The sequence below is a fragment of the Salinicola halophyticus genome, assembly GCF_003206695.1.
Lineage (GTDB): Bacteria > Pseudomonadota > Gammaproteobacteria > Pseudomonadales > Halomonadaceae > Salinicola > Salinicola halophyticus.
On record NZ_PZJN01000006.1, the window covers coordinates 432,363 to 455,537 of the forward strand.

Genomic DNA, 23,175 nt, shown 5'->3' on the forward strand with positions numbered 1-23,175 from the left:
TAAGGAAACGCTGAATAAATTGCTGAAGGCGATGAAGGGCAAGGCGCACGGTCCGCAGAGAACGAGACATGACATGGGGTTAGGCGAGTTCCGATCGGACCGGCGCACCGGTACCGTGCAACGCAGCCATTCGCGCGTGCAGGCATTTATGCAGTGGTTCCCTAACAGCGTTTCTATCGTCAACGTCCGGAGCAGTGCATGCGTAAATGGATGATCGCAGGAGCGGTCGTGATCGTGTTGGCCGGCGGCGGCTACCTGGGGGCGCAGGCCTATTCCAGCCAGCGTTTCGATAGCGAGATCGACAAGCTGGTCGCGAGACTCGACGCCCGGCCCGGTTGGCAGGTGTCGCGCGACGATATCGACAGCGGCTGGTTTCACTCCAGCGGTCGGATCGAGGCACGCTATATGGCGTCGACCGATGCCGATCCGGTCCTGGTCGAAGTGCCGTACGAGGCTGGCCATGGCCTGCTGGAAACGACTCTTGATGGCGAAGCTCAGGTGAGGGGCAGCGACGGCGAGACGCTATTCGGTGACGTGCTCAAGAGCGAGGGGCCGTTGACCTGGCACGGACGCTTTCTGACCCGCGACCAGAAACTGGAGGCGCACTTCACGTTACCCGGCTTCTCGCAGACCGTCAGCGTACCGGCAAGTGAAGTGCCTGGTGAAGTGCCTGGAGAGGGCGGCGCCGGGGAGACCACCGCGCCCCGCGACATGCAGCTCGAGTTCGACGGGTTCGAGATGGACATCGAGCAGGCGGGCGACAAGGTTACCCTGAACGGCCAGGCACCGAGTCTGCGACTGGCCGACGATCGGAGCGATATTCTGATCGAGAACACCACGCTATCCGGCACGTTCGCAGGCGACGAGCAGGCGTTCCAGCAGTCGGTGACGCTTGCCATCGCCGCCGCCACGGTCACGCCCGCCGGCGGTCCGAGCGTGGTCAGCAAGGATCTCGGCTATACGCTGGATGCCAAGCTCGACCCGCAGCAGTTGACGCTGCATGTGCAGGCGGATGTCGGCGATACCCGGATGCGGGACCAGTCGATGTTCAACGGTGGCCTCGAGCTGACCCTGGATCATGTCGATGGCGATGGTTACCGCGGGCTGGCAGCGGCACTCGACGACAACCTGCCCCGGATTCAGGCGGCCATCGACGCCGACGACGATCAGGCGCTCGAGTCCGCAATGGCGCCGCTGCGACCGTCGATGAAAAAGTTGCTGGCAGGATCGCCCCGTCTTTCGCTGGATCGCCTTACCGCCAACAGCCCGATGCTGGGGATGAAGATGCGTGGCCAGGGCGAGCTGGGTATCGATGGCAACGGCATCGAAAGCTGGAATTTCGATACGATGGGCGACGAGGCAATGGGACGCGAACTGACCCGGCGGCTCGATGGGCAACTGACGCTCGATGGCGCACCGGCAATACTGCTGATGTACCTCGGTCTGCCGATGAGCAGCGATCCGTTGCAGATAAAACTCGCAGACGGCGTACTCGAAATCAACGGCCAGCAGATGCCGCTGTTGCCGTAGCTCGTTTCGCTGAATCGACGGAAATGGAGTTTCAGACAGGCCGGGCCCTCGAGTCCGGCCTGTCTATTTATGCCCTAATCCCGTGCCTTTACCTTGAACTCCTGCCTCGCTGCCCGCATCCCTTGATCATTCGGCCAGAACTGGCCACGAACTCAGGGTGAATGATGAGCGAACATAATCGGGATTCCGCGGACACTTTCGATACCAGCCAGGAGTCGATCGATGCCGATGGGGAGGCGCAGCACTCGCCTCGCGGTGCTATCGTACCGTCCGGCGACTCCCTGCCGGAGCGGATCTATCTCCTCCCCATTCACAATCGTCCGTTCTTTCCCGCCCAGGTGCAGCCGCTGATCATTCAGCGCCAGCGCTGGGAAGAGACCATGAAGCGAGTCGGCAACACGCCCCATCACATGGTGGGGGTGGCGTTCGTGGGCGACGTGGGCATGGACGAGCTGGGGCCGGGAAGCTTTCCCGAGATCGGCACGGCGGTGAAGGTCCACCGCAACCAGAACGAAGAACACCAGATCCAGTTCATTGCCCAGGGTGTGCGGCGCTTTCGCATTCATCGCTGGCTCTCCAAGACGCCGCCGTATCTGGTCGAGGTTTCCTATCCCCGGGAGCCGGTCGATGCCGAAGCCGAGGAAGCCCGCGCCTACGCGATGTCGCTGATCAACGGCATCAAGGAGCTGCTGCCGATCAATCCGCTCTACGGGGAAGAGCTGAAGAGCTATCTCAACCGCTTCAGCCCCCACGAGCCCGGGCCTTTGACCGATTTTGCCGCCGCCATCACCTCGGCCAAAGGGCGCGAGCTGCAGAGCGTGCTCGAGACGCTGCCGATCATGGATCGGATGCAGAAGGTACTGCCGCTGCTGCGCAAGGAGATCGAGGTCGCCCAGCTGCAGAATCAGATCAGCGAGCAGGTCAACTCGCAGATGCAGGAGCGCCAGCGCGAATTCTTCCTGCGCGAGCAGCTCAAGGTGATCCAGAAAGAGCTGGGCATCTCCAAGGACGATCGCGAGAGCGACGTCGACACCTTCCGCGACCGACTCGAGGCGCTGCAGGTGCCCGAGCGGGTGCAGACGCGCATCGACGACGAGCTCAACAAGCTGTCGGTACTGGAGACCGGCTCGCCGGAGTACGGCACCACCCGCAACTATCTCGACTGGCTGACCTCGCTGCCGTGGGGCATCACCTCGCAGGATCAGCTCGATCTCAAGCGCGCGCGTGGCGTGCTCGATCGCGATCATGACGGGCTCAGCGACGTCAAGGAACGGATCATCGAGTTCCTGGCCGAAGGCTCGTTCAAGGGTGACGTCGGCGGCTCGATCGTGCTGCTCGTCGGCCCGCCCGGCGTCGGCAAGACATCCGTCGGTCGCTCGATCGCCGATGCCTTGGGTCGCAAGTTCTACCGTTTCTCGGTGGGGGGCATGCGCGACGAGGCCGAGATCAAGGGCCACCGGCGCACGTACATCGGCGCGATGCCGGGCAAGCTGGTGCAGGCACTCAAGGAGGTCGAGGTCGAGAACCCGGTGATCATGCTCGACGAAATCGACAAGATGGGGCAGTCGTTTCAGGGCGACCCGGCTTCGGCGCTGCTCGAGGTGCTCGACCCGGAGCAGAACGTCGATTTCCTCGATCACTATCTCGACGTGCGCCTGGATCTCTCCAAGGTGCTGTTCGTGTGCACCGCCAACCAGCTCGATACCATTCCGGCGGCGCTGCTCGATCGAATGGAGCAGATCCGGCTATCCGGCTATATCGCCGAAGAGAAAGTGGCGATCGCCAAGCATCATCTGTGGCCGAAGCTGCTGAAGCGGGACCGGATTCCGAAAAAGCGCATCAACCTGACCGATACCGCGCTCAGGCAGGTGATCGAAGGCTACGCGCGTGAAGCGGGCGTACGTCAGTTGGAGAAGCAGCTGCACCGGATCGTGCGCAAGGCGGCGGTCAAGATGCTCGAGCAGGACCAGGAGACGGTCAAGGTCTCGGTCAATAACCTGGAAGAGTTCCTCGGCGCGCCGCTGTTCCGCAAGGAGAAGGTACTCAAGGGCGTGGGCGTGGTGACTGGCCTGGCCTGGACCTCGATGGGCGGGGCAACGCTGCCCATCGAGGCCACCAAGGTGCACGCCCTGACGCGTGGCTTCAAGCTGACCGGCAAGCTGGGCGAGGTGATGCAGGAGTCGGCCAACATCGCCTACAGCTACACGCTGGGACACCTGGGCGAATACGGCGCCGATGCCGGCTTCTTCAACGAGGCCTTCATCCACCTGCACGTGCCCGAGGGCGCGACGCCCAAGGATGGTCCATCCGCCGGTGTGACCATGACCACGGCGCTGATGTCGCTGGCCCGCAATCAGAGCATCGACCGGCCGCTGGCGATGACCGGCGAGCTGACGCTGACCGGGCAGGTGCTGCCGGTCGGAGGTATCCGCGAGAAGGTCATCGCTGCGCGTCGTAGCGACATCTTCGAGTTGATTCTGCCGGAGGCCAACAAGCGCGACTACGATGAGTTGCCGGATTATCTCAAGGCGGGAATGACCGTGCATTTCGCCAAGGTCTACCCGGACGTGGCCAAGATCGTGTTCGGCCGCTGAAGCGTCGACAACCGGCGGTATCTAGTAGGGGCTTTAAAGGGGCAGCGCACTTGCGCTGCCCCTTTTTCGAAGTAGACAATCAGCGCTCATCGATATCGGATTGCTGAACGCCATGACCATCGAGAGCGCCACCACCTACCTGCTGGCCATCTTCCTGTTTGCCATCACCCCCGGGCCGGGCGTGTTCGCCTTGATCGCCACGGGTGTGAATGCCGGCTTTCGCCGGTGCCTGCCGATGGCGGTGGGGATGACGATCAGCGACGTGCTCTATCTGCTGCTCGCGACGTTCGGCCTGGCGACAATCGCCGAACACTGGGGCGAGTTCTTTGGCGTGATCCGAATCCTGGGCGCGCTGTATCTGTTCTATCTCGGCTGGAAGCTATGGAGAGCGCCGGTGCAGAACGCCGAGGTGTTATCGCCCGGTAAATCTGGCGGCAATCTGGCCGGCGTGGCGCAGGGAGTCCTGATCTCCGCTTCCAACCCCAAGGTGATTCTGTTCTATATCGCCTTTCTTCCCACGTTCGTCGATCTGGAGCGGCTCGGCGGCTCCTCTCTGGCGCTGTTGGTCGTGCTGACGGTCGCGGGTCTGATGGCGGGGCTCTGTCTGGTCGCTGCCGGTGCCGCCAGGGCTAGGAGAGCCCTGCGTTCGCCACGGGCGCAGCGCCGATTGAACCGGGGCGCCGGTTCGCTGATGATCGGCGCTGGTGCGCTATTGATAGCGAAAAGCTGATGGGGAGGGCGAGCGGCCCTCGTCACTCGTCTTCGCCGTAGTACTGCACGCCGAGCTGGATCAGGTCGCGGCCCTGCGCCTTGCGGTGGAGGTGGAGTCGCGTAGCGAATAGACGCAGCCGCAATACTCCTGCTGATAAAAGCGCTCGCGCTTGCTGATCTCGATCATGCGTTTCGATCCGCCTTTCTTGCGCCAGTTGTAATCCCAGTACTCGATTCCTTCGTAAGGCGCCGCGGCGCGGTGACCACAGTCGTTGATCTGGTTCATGTCCTTCCAGCGCGAGATGCCCAGCGAGCTGGAAATCAACGTGTAGCCGTTCTCCTTGGCGTAAAGCGCCGTACGTTCGAAACGCATGTCGAAGCACATGGTGCAACGAATGCCGCGTTCCGGCTCGAACTCCATCCCCTTGGCGCGGGCGAACCAGTTGTCGGTATCGTAATCGGCGTCGATGAATTCAATGCCGTGCTGCTCGGCGAAGCGAATGTTCTCTTCCTTGCGCAGCAGATACTCCTTCTTGGGATGGATATTCGGGTTGTAGAAGAAAATCGCGTAGTCGATACCCGACGCGTGCAGCGCTTCCATGACCTCTCCGGAGCAGGGAGCGCAGCAGGAGTGAAGTAGCAGCTTGGCGTGCCCTTCGGGCAGGCGGAGCGCTTGGCGCTCGTCGGCAGTGGACATGATGGGATCGGCCTGATGGTTAAGCAATTTCTCAATCATCGCTCATGTTGGGTCGGGAGCCTTGTGTCGTCAACGTCGAGTGTCTGCTTCAGCGGCGTTGAGGTGGGCTACTGACCAGGGCGACGCCCGCGGCGGCGATGGCCATGCCCAGCCAGGCGATCGGCGGCATCGGTTCGTCGATCAGCCACCACGAGAACAGGGCAGCGCAGGGCGGCACCAGATAGAACAGCGCCGAGACCCGCGAGGCTTCGCCACGCCGGATCATCGCCAGCAGCAGCGAGATGGCGATCAGCGAGTTCCCGATGACCAGATAGGCCAGGGATCCGACGAGTGCGCCATCCCACTCGAGCGTGAAGTGACCGAACAATACGATTAGTGGCAGGGTCGTGATCAGCCCGGTGAAGTATTGGATGAGATTGGCACTGACCGGGTGCAGCGGCTGGCCGTAGCGCTTTTCGTAGAGCGTCGCGCCGCTCATCCCCATCAGGGCCGCGATCGCCAGCAACAGCCCGCCGGTGGTGATGCCTTCCACCGTCGAGCGCCCCAGAATGACCACCACGGCGCCGATCAGGCCCAGTGCGAAACCGATCCAGCGTCGCGTGCCGATGGTTTCCCCGACCATCGCCGGGGCGGCGAGGGCGACCAGTACCGGCTGCAGTGACACGATCAGCGCTACGACGCCGGCGGAGCTGCCCAGTGCGAAAGCGCTGTAGCAGCAGCCGAAGTAGACGGTCTGGATCAGAAATCCGACCACTGCCTGATGGCCCCAGGCGCTGAGTCGGGTCGGCATGGGTGGACGCAGCCACAGCCAGACGGGCAACATGATCAGCAGCACGAGAACGAATCGCAGCCCCAGAAACAGCAGCGGATCGACGTGCTGCGTGCCGATCTTGGCGACCGGAAATCCCAGAGACCACAACAACAGGAACAGCCCGGGGGCCGCGGTGAGCCATAGCGGTTGCCGTTCGCGAGCGGACGATGCCGCTGCAGGGGAAGATTCAGTCATGTCGATCCGTGATTACGATTGCGTTGTCGTTGTTGATATCCGCTTTGCGCGACGCCGCGCGACGCATGAGGCTCTGCGTGACGGAGCATCATGCGGCGCGTGCCGACGGATTTCCAGCACTGTCTAGGCGGGTCTATTCGGCATCCCTGGTATTCGTCCGTCAGTCCCGGTTGACGGCGAGACCGCCCCACGACTGGCACACCGGCATCAGCTCGAGACGGTTGATGTTGAGATGCGGCGGTAAGGTCGCGGCGAGAAAAACCTGCTCGGCTACGTCTTCCGGCTGGATCGGCTCGACGCCGCCGTAGAGCTTGTCATGGGCGCTCTGATCGCCCTTCATCCGCACCAGGGTGAATTCGGTTTCCGATATGCCCGGCGCGATGTCGGTGACGCGAACCCCGGTTCCCTTGAGATCGCAGCGCAGGTTGTAGGAGAACTGATTGACGAACGCCTTGGATGCGCCATAGACGTGGCTACCCGGATAGGGCCACAGCGCGGCCGTAGAACTGATATTGATGATCGCCGCACCGCGGCCGACATCGATCAATGTCGGCAGCAGCGTGCGCGTGACGTTGACCAGTCCGGTGATATTGGTGTCGATGACGGTCTGCCAGTCGTCCAGGTTGGCCTCCTGGGCAGGTCCGGCACCCAGCGCCAGCCCCGCATTGTTGACCAGAACCTTGACCGCCTTGAACGCCGCCGGCAGTTCCTCCACCACCTTGGCAACGCCGTCACGCTCGCGGACATCCAGCGTTGCGATATGCACCGGGACCTGATCCTGCAGCTGCTGCTTGACCGCTTCCAACCGGTCCTGGCGGCGACCGGTCAGCACCAGGGCCCAGCCGGCCTCGGCAAACCGGTGGGCGCAGGCGCGGCCAAAGCCTGACGTGGCGCCGGTGATGAAAGCGATGGGGGGATGCTGACTCATGGTGACTCCTGGCGATGGATAGCATGCGAGTAAAGGGCATTCGGGCAGCCAGCATATTCGATTGGCTGCCATGACGAACCGCTTGGTCCCAGATTAGCGCATCCCGGCGCATCCCGGCGCGTCCCGGTGCATGGCACGCGACGATGATATTGTGTCGGTCGTCGGCGACAGTCGTCGAGATTTATGTAAATCTCGGTGATTCCCGGTGTCGAAAGAGGATTTTCGTTGCCGTTCGATTACACTTTGCTTGCAGTGGTGGCATCATTCGCGCGGCTAAAAATAGGGTCCTGCATCGGTATTTCAACTCTCTTCAGTATGCCTTCGAGTCGGTCTCGGCGCTTCGATGGCAGTCGTCCTGGCCGCGCCATTCATATCGACAGGGCTGATTTTCTCGCCTTGTCTTGCAGATCGGGTTGCTGCCGTTCGCGGTGACGCCGAAAGGAGGTCGCATCATGGCCACGAGCAAGCGGCAGCGTTATTACGGTCTCGAGTGGCTGCGGTTTTTAATGGCGCTGTGGATGGTGGCCTACCATTTCGGCGGCATCTACGACGGCATGCCCGATATGCTGAGAAGTTTCATCGGCATGGGTTTCTTCGCGACCAGCACGTTCTTCATGCTGTCGGGCTTTCTGCTCGCTCATGTGGCGCTGGACGACGCCGGCGAGATGAAGATGCGTGGCCCGGCCTTTGTCGCCAAACGGCTTTGCAATCTTTATCCGATCCATGTCATCACCATGCTGTTGGCGATCGGTCTGCTGCTGCTTCAATATCCCATCCGCCCCGAAGGGGTCTATGTCTACTTCAATACGCACCCCTACTATCCGCTGAGTGACGAAGCGCAGGCGGCGTTTTCGGAGCGCCTCTCCTGGCCCGGGGCGCTCAAGCACATCGCCTTGCAGTTGACGCTACTGCAGGCCTGGGAGCCGCGCTTTTTGTGGCTCAACGGCGCCTCCTGGTCGATCTCGGCGTTACTCTTCTTCTATGCCTGTTTCCCCTGGCTGGCCCCCCGGCTCATGCGTGTTCAGCGTTGGGGGCTGGTACTGGTCGCCATCTGGGGACTCTATGCGCTGGGACCGCTGTTGGCGACCCTGGCGGGGGCGTTCGACTACGTCACGGTCGGCGTTCTTCATCGTAATCCCCTGTTCCGGCTGCCCGAATTCCTGGCGGGGATCGTCCTCTATCGTGCCTGGCAGTCTGACCGCGTGAGCGATCTGATCCGCCGTTTCCGCTATCCGGTGCTGGCGCTGGGTCTGTGCGGGGTACCGATCGGGGTGTGGCTGCTCAAGCTGGATGGATTGCACCTCTACTATCTGACCCACAACGGCTTCCTGTTGCCATTCCAGGCGCTGGTGTTGCTGAGTGCGAGTGCGTTCGCGACACCGAACAGCGCAACGGTAAGAGCCTGGGCGCAGCGGCTGGGTGAGTCGGCGCTGTGCATCTTTGCGTTGCACACGCCGCTGATCGGGCCAACGGCCAGAGCCACGCGCTGGCTGCTCCAGCGGTGGCACGAGGGCTGGGTCGTGGATAGCGGCAACGCGGCGCTGAAATTCGCGATCCCGCTCTGGACCATGGTTTTTCATCTGGCGCTGATCGTCGTGCTGGCGCTATTGATGCAGCGCTTCGTGGTGGCGCCCATGCGCCATTGGCTGGAGGCGAGGCTGCCGGTTGCGTGGCAGCAGAGGCGGCAGAGACTGGCTGTCGCCAAGGCTTGAGATGGCAAGCGGAGCCGGTGGTGAAAGACGGTGCCGGTATCGCCGCGTAGATCACCGAGCCTGCAGTGGGTATCGGCCCCACCGTTTTGGGGAGATCATTGCTCGAAAAGTTGCGATACCCTAAGCGATTACGTGCTTCGCCGGGTTTGACTCAAAAGCTGGCTGTAGAACCGCCCGCGAAGCGATCGCGAATTCATCTTAAGGGACCTCTGCATGAAGGGAACCATCGGTGTGGGGCTGGTTGGCTACGGTATGGCCGGCAAACGCTTCCACGCGCCCTTGATCTCCGCCCAGGACGGGCTTGCTCTGGTCGCCGTGGCGAGCCGAGACGCCGACAAGGTCCACGCCGACTGGCCGAGCGTGCCGGTGGAGCCGACACCCCAGGCGCTGTTCGCTCGCGACGATATCGATCTGGTCGTCATTCCCACGCCGAATGCCACGCACTACCCGCTGGTCAGCGAGGCGCTGGCGGCGGGCAAGCATGTCGTTGTCGACAAGCCGTTTACGGTGACGGCGGACGAGGCGCGCAAGCTGTGCGCTCAGGCCGAAAAGGCCGAGCGTCTATTGTCTGTCTTTCACAATCGGCGCTGGGATGCCGATTTCCTGACGGTGCGCGATCTCATCGACAGTCATTCGCTGGGTAAGATCGTGCATTTCGAATCGCATTTCGATCGCTTCCGGCCGGATGTCGTCCAGCGCTGGCGCGAGGACCCCGCGCCCGGCGCCGGTGCCTGGTTCGATCTCGGCTCCCATTTGCTCGACCAGAGCCTGGTGCTGTTCGGCACGCCGGAGTCGATCTCGCTCGATCTGGCCTGCCAGCGCGAAGGTGCCAAGGTCGACGACTATTTTCATGCGGTGCTGCGCTACGGCGAATCTCGAGTGGTCCTGCATGGCGGCACGCTGGTGCCGGCCCCCGGGGCCCGCTTTACCGTTCACGGAACCCGGGCGAGCTACATTAAGCACGGCCTCGACCCGCAGGAAGACATGCTCAAGCGTGGCGACCGGCTGCCCTCGCCACAATGGGGTGAGGACTGGCGCCACGGCATGATGACGATCGGCCAGGTGCGCGAGGGCGGTCAGCCAGAGCTGCATGAGATTGCGACCCTGGCGGGTGACTATCTGGCTTACTACGCCGGTGTCCGCGACGCCATCCAGGGCGTCGCTCCGCTCCCGGTGACGGCGCAAGAGGCGCTCGAAGTCATGCGCATGCTGGAAGCCGGTGTTCAAAGCGCAGAAACCGGGCAGGTCGTCAGGCTGTCCTGACCCGAGCAGCGATCTCCGCGTTGAACGTGAACGCCTCGAGCCAGNNCTGGCTCGAGGCGTTTTGCGTCAGGCACTGAATGTTGGCGCGTCGACGTTCAGGTGATGACACCGATCTGCCAGGGCACGAACTCCTGCTGGCCGTAGCCGTGACGTTCGCTGCGGCTGCGTTCGCCGGAAGCCAGGGTCAGAAAGCGCTGGAAGATCTGTTCGCCGAGCTGCTCGAACTCGATGTCGCCGTCGAGCAGGGCGCCGCAGTTGATATCCATGTCGTCCGACTGGTGATGCCATAGGGCGCTGTTGGTCGAGAGCTTCATCGAAGGGACCGGGGCACAGCCAAACGCGCTGCCACGGCCGGTCGTGAAGGCGATCAGATTGCAGCCGCTGGCGACCTGACCGGTGACGGAGACGGGATCGAATCCGGGGGAGTCCATGAACGCCAGACCTCGTTCGCGCATCGGCTCGGCATATTCGAGAACTTCGACCAGCGGCGTGGTGCCCGCTTTGGCGACGGCTCCCAGCGATTTCTCGAGAATCGTGGTCAATCCGCCGGCCTTGTTGCCGGCCGAGGGGTTGTTGTCGAGCGAGGCCCCGCGAACCCGGCAGAACTCCTCCCACCAGTGAATGCGTGCGATCAGCTTGTGAGCAACCGCAGGGCTGACTGCTCGTCGTGTCAGCAGGTGTTCGGCGCCATAGACTTCCGGTGTTTCGGCGAGCACGGCACTACCGCCGTGGGCGATCAGTCGATCGACGGCGGCGCCCAGAGCCGGGTTGGCGGTGATGCCGGAGTAACCATCGGATCCGCCGCACTGCAGAGCGACGCGAAGATGTTCCACCGAACACGGCGTGCGTTCGATCTCGTTGGCCTCTCTCAGCAGCTGCTTGATGTGATGGATGCCCTCGGCGATGGCCTTGGTAGTGCCGCCGATCTGCTGGATGGTGAAGGGGTGCAGCTTGGGTCCCGGTTTTAGACCCTGGGATTCGATCAGCGCATCGATCTGATTGGTCTCGCAGCCCAGTCCGATCACCAGGACGGCGGCGAAATTGGCGTGGCGCGCGTAGCCGGCGAGCGTACGGCGCAGCATCTCCAGCGCTTCGCCATCCGCGGCCACCGCACAGCCGACGCCATGAGTCAGGGCAACCACGCCATCCACGTTAGGGTAGGGCGCCAACGCCTCGGGATGGACGTCGCGGCGGAAATGGTCGGCGATGGCATGAGCCACCGTGGCGGAGCAGTTGACCGAAGTGAGAATGCCGATGTAATTGCGGGTCGCGACGCGCCCGTCCGCTCGCGGAATACCCATGAAAGTGGCGGCGGGGGCGACTGGCTCGACCGGATTGATTTCGGTGCCGATGGCATAGTCCTTCGAATAGCCCTGCTCGTGGCCGGTGCCTTCCAGATCGCCGATGCCGAGATTGTGGACGTGAACATGATCGCCGGCGGCGATGGGTCGAGTAGCACGACCGATGATCTGGCCGTAGCGGCGAATCATGTCCCCCGTTTGAAGCGAGCGCAGCGCGATCTTGTGGGCGGCCGGCACGGCGCTCGTCAGAATGACGCCCGGCATCACCTCGGTGTCTTTGGGTAACGGCACACGGGCGATGACGACATCGTCGCGCTCATGCAATCGGATGACCGAGGCGGGCGCCTCGGTGGTATGTTCGATCAGTGCCATGGCTTGGCTCCTCGGCTACGGCTGCCACTTTGGTCTATGCGACTTTTGGTTTAAATTCTTTTTTAATCAGATATTTATCATGATTTTTGCGGCTGGCGACACGGTATCCTTTCGACGTGCTTTCCACTACTGAGAGTTGCTGATCGAGTGATAACGTGCATGCATTCCTCTAAAGTCTTGATCCATCGAAAGTCTTGATTCATCGAAAGCCTTGACCACTCGGCCCCGCCATAAAGGGATTTCATCGATGCCCCCGACGTTGGAAACGTTGATGTCGCGCCTCCGTCTGCGCCAGCTGCGGCTGTTGATGGCGCTCGACGAATGTGGATCCATCCACAAGGCGGCCGAGCAGGTAGGCATTTCCCAACCTGGTGCGACGCGAGCGCTCAACGAGATCGAATCGACTCTGGGCGGGGCGCTGTTCGCACGGAGTGCACGCGGACTGGAGACCAACGATCTGGGACGCTGCGTGGTGCGCTATGCCAGGCTGATCCAGACCGATGTGGCGCATCTGCGCGAGGAGATGATCGGCATTCAGCAGGGTTACGGAGGGCATCTGGCGGTCGGCGGCACCATGGGCGCCATCGCGACGATCGTCGAAGCCATCGTCAAGGTGCGTGCCGAACAGCCTTCGCTATCGCTGCAGGTCATCGAGGACACCAGCATAGGGCTGCTGCGTCTGCTCGATCAGGGCCGTATCGATGTCGCGCTATGCCGTTCCAACTTCGGTCGCCGCCCCGGTGACTACCATAGTCATGGCAATTTCCCCGAACCGCTGTGGGTCGTGGCCAATCCGCATCATGCGCTAGCCGCGATCGAAGAGCCGGATTTCACCACGCTGGCCCGGCAGGCCTGGATCGTCTACCCCGTGAGCATGCCGCGGATGCTGGAGCAGGAGTTCGTCGCTGCCGGCCTGTCGCAGTCGGTGCATTCGATCGAAATTTCATCGACCTACGCCATCCTGGCAATGCTGGAACGTGACTCCGGCGTACTGGCACTGCTGCCTGAGGGAATCGCTCGAGAACAGGTGGGGCGAGGGCGGGTGGCACGAGTGAATTACCGGTTTCGCACGCCCAATCCTGCCTTCGAATTGCTGTGGCGGCGGGACAGGGAGTTGTCGCCGGCGGCGCGTCGCTTCATCGAATGTTATGACGCCGAGAAGCGATAAAACGAAATTTGCCAAGTCGCGGTTTTATGACTAAGTTTTGTATAACTTGTTTCGGCAAGGCAGTACCAGCAGCACTAGCAGTCGTCAGTAGTGCAAGCGTGTGGATCAGCGGGTTACTACCCACATCCAGTCGCTGGACGGGCACTACTTCAGGATGAATTACGGAGGATTCTCATGAAAAAGCTCAACGCAGCCATTTTTGCCGCACTGATCGCACTGCCGACCGCGGGTGCATTTGCCCAGGATCAGGCGCCCGACGTCAGCCCCGAGACCGGGTCTGCCAACACACAGTCCGGTGGCTCTGCGCCGACCAAGGCTGAAGGTGCCACGGCAGCCGGTGAAAGCACGGGCTCATTGCCGTCCGAGAATAGCCTGCCGGATACTGACAATGCGCAGACCGGTTCTGCCAATACCCAGCCGGGCAGCCTCAAGGCCGACGGCCCGACGGCTCAGGACAAGTCCGCCGCCAAGGGCAAGATGCAGGACGATATGGAAAACAACCACGGCGTCGATTCCGCGCAGGACGTCGATCCCAACTGATCGTCTAGCGCTGATGATCAAGCGCTGTTGACTAGGTAATGCTCGCAGCAGTTCCCTAGTTTACTGTTCACGAACGCCCCGCTAAGCGGGGCGTTCGTCGTTATAGGGACTGTAACCAGAAGGGCTGTGACAAGAAGGGCAGTGACAGGAAGGGCAGTGACAGGAAGGGCGGTGACAGGAAGGGCGGTGACAAGATGAGTGGAGACGAGCGCCTTACCACCAGCTCTCGGATTCTCGCTCCCCACGCAGTTTCTCGCGAGCAATGAACAGGGCGGCAATGGCGCGGCCTTCGTGAAAGTCGTCGCGAGCCAGCAGCCCGGTGATATCGTCGATGGCGTGGGTTTCGACGATCAACGGCTCGGGTTCGTCCCCTTCGAGACGCTTTTCGTAGAGGTCGCTGGCCAACATCACCTGGATGCGGTGATTCATGTAGTTGGGAGCCAGCGACAGCTCGACCAGCGGCTCGATGCGATGGGCGCCGAAGCCGCACTCCTCCATCAGTTCGCGATTGGCTGCCGTGACGATGTCTTCGCCCGGATCGACCAGTCCCTTGGGAAGCGTCAACGTATATTCATCGAAACCGGCAGCATACTCGCGGATCAGCAGGACATGATCCGGATCCGGCATCGCCACCAGCATCACCGCTCCCCGCCCTTTGCCTTTCAAGCGTTCGAAAGTGCGCTCCGCGCCATTGGCAAAGCGCAGATCGAGCGACTCGATGGCGAAGAGTTCGCTCTGGGCGACGTTGCGCCGCTCGAGAATCGACGGCTTGATCGAGGGGGGCGAGGAAGAGTCTGTCGGCGCCATGCGGCCTCCGTGCATCGGGCGGGTTGCTTTAGGTACAATAATCGACGCTTGCTCGTGTGGGAAATACCCATTCAACGCCCGGAAGGCGAGGGTGGCGTCCCTGCGGGACGTTTTATCCCGCCCGATTGCCGAGATGTCGCCTGATGATCGACTGGAACACTATCGACACCGTTTTCCTGGATATGGACGGTACGCTGCTCGATCTCCACTTCGACAGCCACTTCTGGCTTGAGCACCTGCCGCGTCGCTACGTGGAACTGCACCGCCTCGACGACTCGCATCGTACCGCGCTGGAGGCACGCATCCTCGATGCCCGCGGGACGCTGGATTGGTACAGTCTGGCGCACTGGAGCCGAGAGCTTTCGGTGGATATCGTGGCGCTCAAGCGCGAAGTCGCGCACCTGATCGGGTGGCGCGCCGACGCGCTGGCATTCATGGAATGGCTCGCGGCGGCGCCGGTCGAAGTCGTGCTCGCGACCAACGCCGACCGCGAGAGCCTCGGGCTCAAGCTCCCGCTGACCGGCCTGGACCGCTATGTCGATCGCATCGTGTCGTCGGCGGACGTCGGGGCGCCCAAGGAGCAGCCTGCCTTTTGGGAGGCGATGCAGACGCTGCACCCGTTCGACCCGGCCCGTAGTCTGTTCATCGATGACAATACCGATGTGCTGGAGTGCGCTCGACACTACGGCATGGGCCATTTGCTGGGCATTCTCAAGCCGGATAGCCAGAAGGCCGACAGACCGCATCCGACGTTTACCGTTGTCGATCGTTTCGCCTCACTGTTGCCCGGCGCATCGAGTTGAAGCGCGGGTTGAAGCAGCGGCCAGCGGCCCCCATCTAGAGCGGTCGAGGTGACAGAACCATGATGATAAGCCCATGAGTGAAACGGTACGTATCGATAAATGGCTATGGGCGGCGCGATTCTTCAAGACGCGTCAACTGGCCAAGAAAGCCATCGAAGGCGGCAAGGTTCGTTACAACGGCAGCCGCGTCAAGACCAGCCGCAACGTCGAGATCGGCGCCCTGATCGAAGTGCCCCAGGGTTGGGACAATGCGACCGTCGAGGTCGTCGCGCTATCGGGACAACGACGCGGTGCGCCGGAAGCTCAGCAGCTCTATGCCGAGACGCCGGAGAGTATCGATCGCCGCGAACGTGAAGCCCACCAGCGCAAGCTGGCCAATCAGATGATGCAGCCACCGATCAAACGCCCGGACAAGCGCCAGCGTCGCGACATTCATCGCTTTCAGCGCCAGCCTACCGACGACTGACCGTCGGGTTCGCGAATTGCGTCAGCGCCGCCGGCCTACCTGCCATCGCTGGTTCCGTATTGATGAGACGCGTCGTTGACGCAATATCGTCCGGACCCAGCGTCTGAAGAGATATGAGTCATGAACGACGAAATCCAACGCTTTCTATTCGATGACACCAATGTGCGCGGCGAGATCGTGCAACTGGAGACGGCCTACCGCGAAGTTCTCGAGCGTCAGGCGTACCCCGAGCCCATTCGCCAGCAGCTGGGCGAGCTGTTGAGCGCGGTCGCGCTGCTGACCGAAACCGTCAAGCTCGACGGCACCGTGAGCGTGGAAGTCCGGGGCAAGCAGGGCGTCGACGTGTTGATGGCCGAGTCCAGCCCGGGCGGGCAGCTGCGGGCCATTGCGCGTTACGACGATGAGCAGGTCTTCGCCGACAATGCCACGCTGCGCCAACTGGTCGGCGACGGTCAGATCGTGATCACGCTCGACCCCGCCGAGGGCAATCGCTACCAGGGGATCGTGGCGCTGGAACACGACCAGCTCGCGGCGTGTCTGGAAGCGTACTTTGCCCAGTCCGAGCAGTTAGCCACGCGGCTGTGGCTGAGCGCCGACGGTCAACGCAGTGCCGGGCTGCTGTTGCAGCAGCTGCCGGACGATCACTCGAACAAGGACCCGGATGCCTGGGATCGGGTCGTGCACCTGGCGGCGACGATCACCGACGAGGAAATGCTGACGCTGCCGGCGCAGGACGTGCTGCATCGGCTGTTTCACGAAGAGACCACGCGTGTCTTTACGCCCAAGGGGCTGGCATTCGGTTGCACCTGCTCCCGCGAGCGGATCGCCAACGCCCTGCACACCTTCGGCGCCGATGAGCTGCGCGAGATACTCGATGAACAGAAGGCCATCGATACCCAGTGCCATTTTTGTCATACCCAGTACCATTTTAGTGCGGCCGAAATCGAAGCGATCATCGACTCGCCTCAGGCGCCATCGCCGACCGTACACTAGGGCGTGCGCCGCGCTCGGCTTCTTTGCCGGGCAGCGCTTTGATCAAAGCCGAATTGACATCGGGCGGCCAGCGTTTGCGCGCTGGTCGCTTTTTGCCATAATGGCGATCCTTTTTCGCCCGCCAGGTGTCGAAGTCACCGGTTCCACCAGAGCGGTGGCATCGGGGTGGCGGGTCTATAACGCTGTGAAACGACACGGAACAGAGGCCCTCGAGCCCAGGACTGGACAATGACCACCTCTCAAGCCACCGCCCCGGCTGCTGGCGATTCCCGCCCCGCGAAAGCGCACACCAATTTGACCACGGCCGAGCTGGTCGAATATGCCCTCGCGCGAGGTGAAGGCGTGCTGTCTGCCAACGGTGCACTGGTGGTCGAGACGGGGGAGCGTACCGGGCGCTCTACGCTGGATCGCTTCATCGTCGAGGAGCCCTCGACGTCGGATCTGATCGACTGGGGGCAGGTCAACCGACCGATCGAACCCAGCGTGTTCGATGCGCTTTGGGAGCGAGTGGAAGATTATCTGGTCGGTGGTGACACTTTCGTCTCCGAGCTGCATGTCGGCGCAGATCCGGAGTACTACCTGCCAATTCGCGTGGTCACGGAACAGGCCTGGCATAGCCTCTACGGGCGTAATCTTTTCGTGCGTCCCGATAACTGGAATCCGAAGGACAAGAGCGAATGGACGGTGCTGAGCGCACCCAAGTTCGTCTGCGATCCGCAGCGTGACGGCACCCGCTCGGAGAGCACCGTGATGATCAATTTCGCCCGTCGCCGGGTGCTGCTGGCCGGCATGCGCTACGCGGGTGAGATGAAGAAGGCGATGTTCTCGGTACAGAACTTCCTGTTGCCGGAGAAGGACGTGCTGCCGATGCACTGCAGCGCCAACGTCGGCGAAGACGGCGAGACCACGCTATTCTTCGGGCTTTCCGGTACCGGCAAGACGACCCTGTCGGCAGATCCGGACCGTTACCTCATCGGCGACGACGAGCACGGTTGGGGCGAGGGTACGGTCTTCAACTTCGAAGGCGGGTGCTACGCCAAGACCATTGATCTGTCGCGCAAGAACGAGCCGATCATCTGGGACGCGATTCGTTTCGGAACCGTGCTGGAAAACGTGGTGCTGGATAAAGCTCGGGTTCCCGATTTCACCGACGATAGCCTGACCCAGAACGGTCGCGCCGGCTATCCACTGGAGTTCGTCGAGAAGCGCATCGAGGATAACCGTAGCGGCGAGCCGAGCGCGATCATCTTCCTCACCTGTGACATGAGCGGCGTACTGCCGCCGGTATCGCTGCTTTCCAAGGAAGCGGCGGCCTACCATTTTCTGTCCGGCTATACGGCCAAGGTCGGCTCCACCGAAATGGGGTCTACCAGCGGCCTGGAAGCGACGTTCTCGACTTGCTTCGGCGCGCCGTTCTTCCCTCGCCCGGCGCACGAGTATGCCGAGCTGTTGATCAAGCGTATCGAGGCGTTCGAATCCCGGGTCTATCTGGTCAACACCGGCTGGAGCGGTGGTGCCTACGGCAAGGGCGGCAGCCGTTTCAGCATCCCCACGACCCGTGCCATCGTCCGTGCCATCCAGGAGGGCGATCTGAAGAACGTCGAAACGCGTCATATCGAGGGGCTCAACCTCGACGTTCCGGTTGCGGTGGGCGGGGTCGACGCCAAGCTGCTCGACCCGCGCGAGGCGTGGGGCGATCGGGACGCCTACCGTGAGCAGATGAACGCGTTGATTACCAAGTTCACCGGCAACTTCGCCAAGTTCGACGATATTGACGCGGAGATCCTGGCGGCCGGCCCGCAGGTGCTCTAGCGCCTGAAGAAGCGCGCTGGCGAGTACTGCCTCACCCTGGCCCTCGCTGAAAAGAGCCGTGCGGCGCTTTATCGACAATCCCGGCGCTGAACGTCGCCCGCGCATGACGGGGATGGCTATGGCCATCCCCGTTTGCTTTCCGACACTTCACCGTCTTCGATGTGTGAGCCGCTCTCGGCTGTGTGCTAACGTGGCGCGATCCTACCCATCGCGATGGTTTTCATGTCCAACACCCAAACCGCAATCATTGCGCTGATCGCCGACGAGCTCGGCGTCCGCGCCAATCAGATCGCTGCCGCTGTCGAGCTGCTGGATGGCGGCGCCACCGTTCCCTTCGTCGCCCGCTACCGCAAGGAAGTCACCGGCGGCCTGGACGATACCCAGTTGCGCACGCTGGAAGAGCGCCTCGGCTATCTGCGCGAGATGGAAGAGCGCCGTGAAGCGATCGTGCAAGCGATCGAAGAGCAGGGCCAGATGACGCCTGCGCTGCGCGCCGATCTCGACAAGGCAACGACCAAGCAGCGGCTGGAAGATCTCTACCTGCCCTATCGCAAGAAGCGTCGCACCAAGGCGCAGATCGCTCGGGAAGCGGGGCTCGAGCCGTTGGCGGATCGCGTGCTGGCCGACCCGAGCCTAGACCCTGAGCGCGAGGCGGCTGCATTCATCGACAGTGCCACCGGCGAGAGTCGTGGCGTCGAGGATGCCAAGGCTGCGCTGGACGGTGCCAAGCAGATCCTGATGGAACGCTTCAGCGAAGAAGCCGAGCTGGTCGGCCGTCTGCGTGAACGACTGTGGGAAGACGGCCAGCTTCGCGCCCGTGTGGTCAAGGGCAAGGAGGCCGAAGGTGCCAAGTTCTCCGATTACTTCGAGCATGACGAGGGCCTGGCCAAGACCCCGTCTCACCGGGCGCTGGCGATGTTTCGTGGACGCAAGGAGGGCGTGCTGTCGCTGGCGCTGGCCATGGCCGGGGAAGACGACGCCCCGATTCATCCGGCCGAGGTGGCGATCGCGCGCCACGTGGGCATCGATCTCGGCGCCGAACAGCCGGCCTCTCGCTGGCTGAAAGAGGTGGTTCGCTGGAGCTGGCGGGTGAAGCTCTACACCCATCTGGAGACCGAGCTGATGGGGCGGCTCCGTGAGCGTGCCGAGCAGGAGGCGATCGACGTCTTTGCTGCCAATCTCAAGGACCTGTTGCTGGCGGCGCCGGCCGGGCCGCAAGCGACACTGGGGCTCGATCCCGGCTTGCGCACCGGCTGCAAGGTCGCCGTGGTCGATGCGACCGGGCGTTTTCTCGAGCACGCGACGATTTACCCGCACGCGCCACAGAAGCGCTGGGACGAGGCGCTGGCCACGCTGGTCAAGCTGGTCGAGCGGCACGAGGTGACGCTGGTGGCGATCGGCAACGGCACGGCCAGCCGTGAAACCGACAGGCTCGCCGCCGAGTTGGTCAAGCGGGTGGCGCCACGTCAGCTCGCCAAGGTGATGGTCAGCGAGGCCGGCGCCTCGGTCTACTCCGCATCCGCGCTGGCAGCCAGGGAATTTCCCGATCTCGACGTCTCGATTCGCGGGGCAGTATCGATCGCCCGGCGCCTGCAGGACCCGCAGGCCGAACTGGTCAAGATCGACCCCAAGTCGATCGGCGTGGGTCAGTACCAGCACGATGTCTCCCAGGTGAATCTATCCCGCAGTCTCGAAGCCGTGGTCGAGGATTGCGTCAACGCCGTGGGCGTGGATCTCAACACGGCCTCCAGCGCGTTGCTGGCTCGGGTCTCCGGCCTGAGCACGATGCTGGCCGACAATATCGTCGCGCGGCGGGATCGCGAAGGACCCTTTCGGACTCGCAAGGAGCTGCTCGATGTCGACCGGCTGGGGCCCAAGACCTTCGAGCAGTGCGCCGGCTTCCTGCGCATCATGAACGGCGCAAATCCGCTCGATGCCAGCGCCGTGCACCCGGAGGCCTATCCGCTGGTGGCGCGCATCGCCGAGCGCAACGGCCGCGAACTGCGCGGGCTGATCGGGGACAGCCGCTATCTCAAGTCGCTCAAGCCGTCGGACTATGTCGATGACGCGCCAGAGGGTGACAAGGCGTTCGGGTTGCCGACGGTGATCGATATTCTGGCCGAGCTCGACAAGCCGGGACGTGATCCGCGCCCCGAATTTAAGGCGGCGACGTTCCGCGAGGGCGTCGAGAAAATCGGCGACCTGGAACCCGGCATGCTGCTGGAGGGCGCAGTCACCAACGTGACCCATTTCGGCGCCTTCGTCGATATTGGCGTGCATCAGGATGGACTCGTGCATATTTCCGCGCTGGCCGACAAGTTCGTCGATGACCCTCGCCAGGTGGTCAAGGCGGGCGACATCGTCAAGGTCAAGGTGATGGAAATCGATGTGCCGCGTCAGCGCATCGGCTTGACGATGCGACTCGGCGACACGCCCGACGAGAAGAAGGGCGCTGATGACAGAAAGGGCGCTGGCGAGCGTCGCACCGACGGGGGAAAATCCCGTCACGGCAACGCGAATCGCGGGCATCAGCCCTCGCGCCAGGGCGGTGACCGTCAGGCCGCGCCGCCCTCGGGAGCGATGGCCGAGGCGTTACGCAAGGCGCAGCGGCGAACCTGAAAACGAGCGGGAGTTGAGGCTCGTCGAAATCGTTAGCCTTGAAAGCGTCGGCATCGACTCCATAATGGAGGTTGGCCCGAGGCGGGGCCGGCGGAAAATGACTTCTGCTGGCGCCGTCGACGCACGGACAAAACGGGAGAGCGTAACTCTCCCCATGAGATAAGGTGTTGAGCGTGTCTGATCAACTCGCCAAGAATGTCGGCCATCTGATGGCGCCGGCCCAGAAGGGATTGCTTGGCCGTCTGCGGCGAGGCATCGAGAAGGAGGGGCTGCGTGTCGACCCGAAGGGCGCCATCGTGCAGACCGCCCATCCGCACGCCCTGGGCTCCAAGCTGACCCATCCGCATATCACGACCGATTACTCCGAAGCGTTGCTCGAGTACATCACGCCGGTCTACTGTCGTCCCGGCGATGCGCTCTCGTTTCTCGGAGACCTGGTTCGTTTCACCTATCGCCAGCTCGACGGAAAGGACGAGTGGCTGTGGCCGGCCAGCATGCCGGCGCGCCTCGACGGCAACGACAGCATCCCCCTTGCCGACTACGGCACCTCCAACGTCGGCACCATGAAGCACGTCTACCGCAAGGGACTCGATGCGCGTTACGGCCGGATCATGCAGTCGATTGCGGGGATTCACTACAACGTGTCGCTGCCGGATGATATCTGGCCGCTGCTGCAGGAGCTGGAGGGACGCCAGGACGAATCGCTGCAGGGCTATCGCTCGACACGCTACTTCGACCTGATCCGCAATTTCCGCCGCAACAGTTGGTTGCTGCTTTATCTGTTCGGGGCGTCGCCGGCGCTGGATCGCAGTTTTCTGGGCAAGGACGGTGGCGACAATCGCTGCGACAAGCTCCAGTCTCTGGGCAAGGAAACGCTTTACGCGCCCTACGCGACCAGTCTGCGCATGTCCGATCTGGGCTATCAGAACAAGGTGCAGGAGCAGTTGAAGATATGCTTCAACTCGCTCTCCAACTACGTGGGCACCCTGCGCCATGCGATTTCCGCCGAGTGGCCCGATTATCGTCGCATCGGCGTCGAGGTCGACGGCGACTGGCGTCAGCTGAGTGCCAATATTCTGCAGATCGAGAACGAATACTACAGCGACATCCGGCCCAAGCGTGTGGCGCGTTCCGGCGAGACGCCGACGCAGGCCCTCGAGGCGCGCGGCGTCGAATATATCGAGGTGCGCTGTCTCGATCTGAACCCGTTTTTGCCGCTGGGCATCGATGAGCCGCAGATGCGTTTCATGGATACCTTCCTGCTGTGGTGCCTGCTCTCCGAGAGCCCGTGGATTCCGGATGAAGAGTGCGATCGCCTCGACGACAATCGTCGGCTGGTGGTCGAGCGGGGGCGCGATCCGGAACTCGAGCTCCAGATCGGTGAACGTCGTGTGCCACTGCGCACCCGCGGGCACGAGATCATCGACGGCCTGCGCCAGGTCGCCGAGCTGCTCGATGCGATCGAAGGCGATGACCTCCATGTCGCCGCCATCACCGCGATCGCCCCGCGTCTGGATGATCCCGAGCTGACACCATCTGCCCAGATGCTGCGGGCGCTGGAAGCGCATGGCGGTGAATGGGCCGATCTGATGACCGATCTGGCCAAGTCGCAGGGCGAGGAGTGGCGCTCGACGCCGATGGACGAGGCGCGCGCCTCGCTGTTTGCGCAGCTGGTCGAGACGTCGCATCAACAGCAGCATGATATCGAGGCCGAGGATCACCTCTCGTTCGCGCAGTTCATCGCCGACTATTTCCAGCGGGCGAGGGAACCTCGTTCCGCAGCGTGAGTCTGTGAACCCGTAAGTCAGTGAACTCATCGCGCTCGACGGCAGTCGTCAAGCCCGGCGTCGAGC

The 23,175-nt window shown here is 62.6% G+C and carries 18 protein-coding genes; 13 read left to right on the plus strand and 5 right to left on the minus strand.

Annotation, left to right across the window (positions count from 1 at the left end):
• Positions 1–198: 198 nt before the first annotated feature.
• From DOM58_RS09810 to DOM58_RS09820, 3 genes are all read left to right on the plus strand, one after another.
• On the plus strand, positions 199–1,530 hold the full coding sequence (locus DOM58_RS09810) for a DUF945 family protein (protein ID WP_110692687.1): 1,332 nt from the start codon (positions 199–201) through the stop codon (positions 1,528–1,530).
• A gap of 164 nt (positions 1,531–1,694) precedes the next feature.
• A complete protein-coding gene (lon, locus tag DOM58_RS09815) occupies positions 1,695–4,124 on the plus strand; it encodes an endopeptidase La (RefSeq protein ID WP_110692929.1) in 2,430 nt (809 codons plus the stop codon).
• Positions 4,125–4,236: 112 nt separating this feature from the next.
• A complete protein-coding gene (locus DOM58_RS09820) occupies positions 4,237–4,854 on the plus strand; it encodes a LysE family translocator (RefSeq protein ID WP_110692930.1) in 618 nt (205 codons plus the stop codon).
• 60 nt (positions 4,855–4,914) lie between these two features.
• On the opposite strand, the gene DOM58_RS09825 is transcribed toward DOM58_RS09820, so the two are convergent.
• The 3 genes from DOM58_RS09825 to DOM58_RS09835 form a co-directional block, all read right to left on the minus strand.
• Positions 4,915–5,532 (minus strand): epoxyqueuosine reductase QueH, encoded by a 618-nt coding sequence (locus tag DOM58_RS09825; RefSeq protein ID WP_245392219.1) that lies wholly within the window; start codon positions 5,530–5,532, stop codon positions 4,915–4,917.
• An 88-nt stretch (positions 5,533–5,620) separates the two neighbouring features.
• Positions 5,621–6,538 (minus strand): DMT family transporter, encoded by a 918-nt coding sequence (locus DOM58_RS09830; protein ID WP_110692688.1) that lies wholly within the window; start codon positions 6,536–6,538, stop codon positions 5,621–5,623.
• 160 nt (positions 6,539–6,698) lie between these two features.
• Positions 6,699–7,466, minus strand: a complete 768-nt coding sequence (locus DOM58_RS09835; protein WP_110692689.1) for an SDR family NAD(P)-dependent oxidoreductase — start codon at positions 7,464–7,466, stop codon at positions 6,699–6,701.
• Positions 7,467–7,918: 452 nt separating this feature from the next.
• On the opposite strand from DOM58_RS09835, the gene DOM58_RS09840 reads away from it, so the two are divergent.
• The gene (locus DOM58_RS09840; RefSeq protein ID WP_110692690.1) at positions 7,919–9,178 is read left to right on the plus strand and encodes an acyltransferase family protein; all 1,260 of its coding nucleotides are present in this window, start codon (positions 7,919–7,921) and stop codon (positions 9,176–9,178) included.
• Positions 9,179–9,391: 213 nt separating this feature from the next.
• Positions 9,392–10,441, plus strand: coding sequence for an oxidoreductase (locus DOM58_RS09845; protein ID WP_110692691.1), 1,050 nt, complete (start codon positions 9,392–9,394; stop codon positions 10,439–10,441).
• 95 nt (positions 10,442–10,536) lie between these two features.
• Here the strand turns inward: DOM58_RS09845 and DOM58_RS09850 are convergent, their stop codons facing one another.
• Positions 10,537–12,114 (minus strand): UxaA family hydrolase, encoded by a 1,578-nt coding sequence (locus DOM58_RS09850; RefSeq protein WP_110692692.1) that lies wholly within the window; start codon positions 12,112–12,114, stop codon positions 10,537–10,539.
• A gap of 271 nt (positions 12,115–12,385) precedes the next feature.
• On the opposite strand from DOM58_RS09850, the gene DOM58_RS09855 reads away from it, so the two are divergent.
• Together DOM58_RS09855 and DOM58_RS09860 are read left to right on the plus strand one after the other, a co-directional pair.
• Positions 12,386–13,282, plus strand: coding sequence for a LysR family transcriptional regulator (locus DOM58_RS09855; RefSeq protein WP_223162155.1), 897 nt, complete (start codon positions 12,386–12,388; stop codon positions 13,280–13,282).
• Between the two features lie 174 nt (positions 13,283–13,456).
• Positions 13,457–13,822 (plus strand): hypothetical protein, encoded by a 366-nt coding sequence (locus DOM58_RS09860; protein WP_110692694.1) that lies wholly within the window; start codon positions 13,457–13,459, stop codon positions 13,820–13,822.
• Positions 13,823–14,035: 213 nt separating this feature from the next.
• Here the strand turns inward: DOM58_RS09860 and nudE are convergent, their stop codons facing one another.
• Positions 14,036–14,629 (minus strand): ADP compounds hydrolase NudE, encoded by a 594-nt coding sequence (gene nudE / locus DOM58_RS09865; RefSeq protein ID WP_075562781.1) that lies wholly within the window; start codon positions 14,627–14,629, stop codon positions 14,036–14,038.
• Positions 14,630–14,772: 143 nt separating this feature from the next.
• On the opposite strand from nudE, the gene DOM58_RS09870 reads away from it, so the two are divergent.
• The 6 genes from DOM58_RS09870 to gshA all read left to right on the plus strand — a co-directional run bounded on the left by DOM58_RS09870 (position 14,773) and on the right by gshA (position 23,109).
• Positions 14,773–15,432, plus strand: a complete 660-nt coding sequence (locus DOM58_RS09870; RefSeq protein WP_075562780.1) for an HAD-IA family hydrolase — start codon at positions 14,773–14,775, stop codon at positions 15,430–15,432.
• A 73-nt stretch (positions 15,433–15,505) separates the two neighbouring features.
• The gene (locus DOM58_RS09875) at positions 15,506–15,898 is read left to right on the plus strand and encodes an RNA-binding S4 domain-containing protein (RefSeq protein WP_075562779.1); all 393 of its coding nucleotides are present in this window, start codon (positions 15,506–15,508) and stop codon (positions 15,896–15,898) included.
• A 120-nt stretch (positions 15,899–16,018) separates the two neighbouring features.
• Positions 16,019–16,891, plus strand: a complete 873-nt coding sequence (gene hslO, locus DOM58_RS09880) for an Hsp33 family molecular chaperone HslO (RefSeq protein WP_110692695.1) — start codon at positions 16,019–16,021, stop codon at positions 16,889–16,891.
• A gap of 228 nt (positions 16,892–17,119) precedes the next feature.
• Positions 17,120–18,703, plus strand: coding sequence for a phosphoenolpyruvate carboxykinase (locus tag DOM58_RS09885; RefSeq protein ID WP_110692696.1), 1,584 nt, complete (start codon positions 17,120–17,122; stop codon positions 18,701–18,703).
• A gap of 222 nt (positions 18,704–18,925) precedes the next feature.
• Positions 18,926–21,322 carry a Tex family protein gene (locus tag DOM58_RS09890; RefSeq protein ID WP_110692697.1) on the plus strand — a complete coding sequence of 799 codons (2,397 nt, stop codon included), beginning with the start codon at positions 18,926–18,928 and terminating at the stop codon, positions 21,320–21,322.
• A 209-nt stretch (positions 21,323–21,531) separates the two neighbouring features.
• Complete coding sequence (gene gshA, locus DOM58_RS09895; RefSeq protein ID WP_223162167.1) at positions 21,532–23,109, plus strand: glutamate--cysteine ligase; 1,578 nt, start codon at positions 21,532–21,534, stop codon at positions 23,107–23,109.
• Positions 23,110–23,175: the final 66 nt, after the last annotated feature.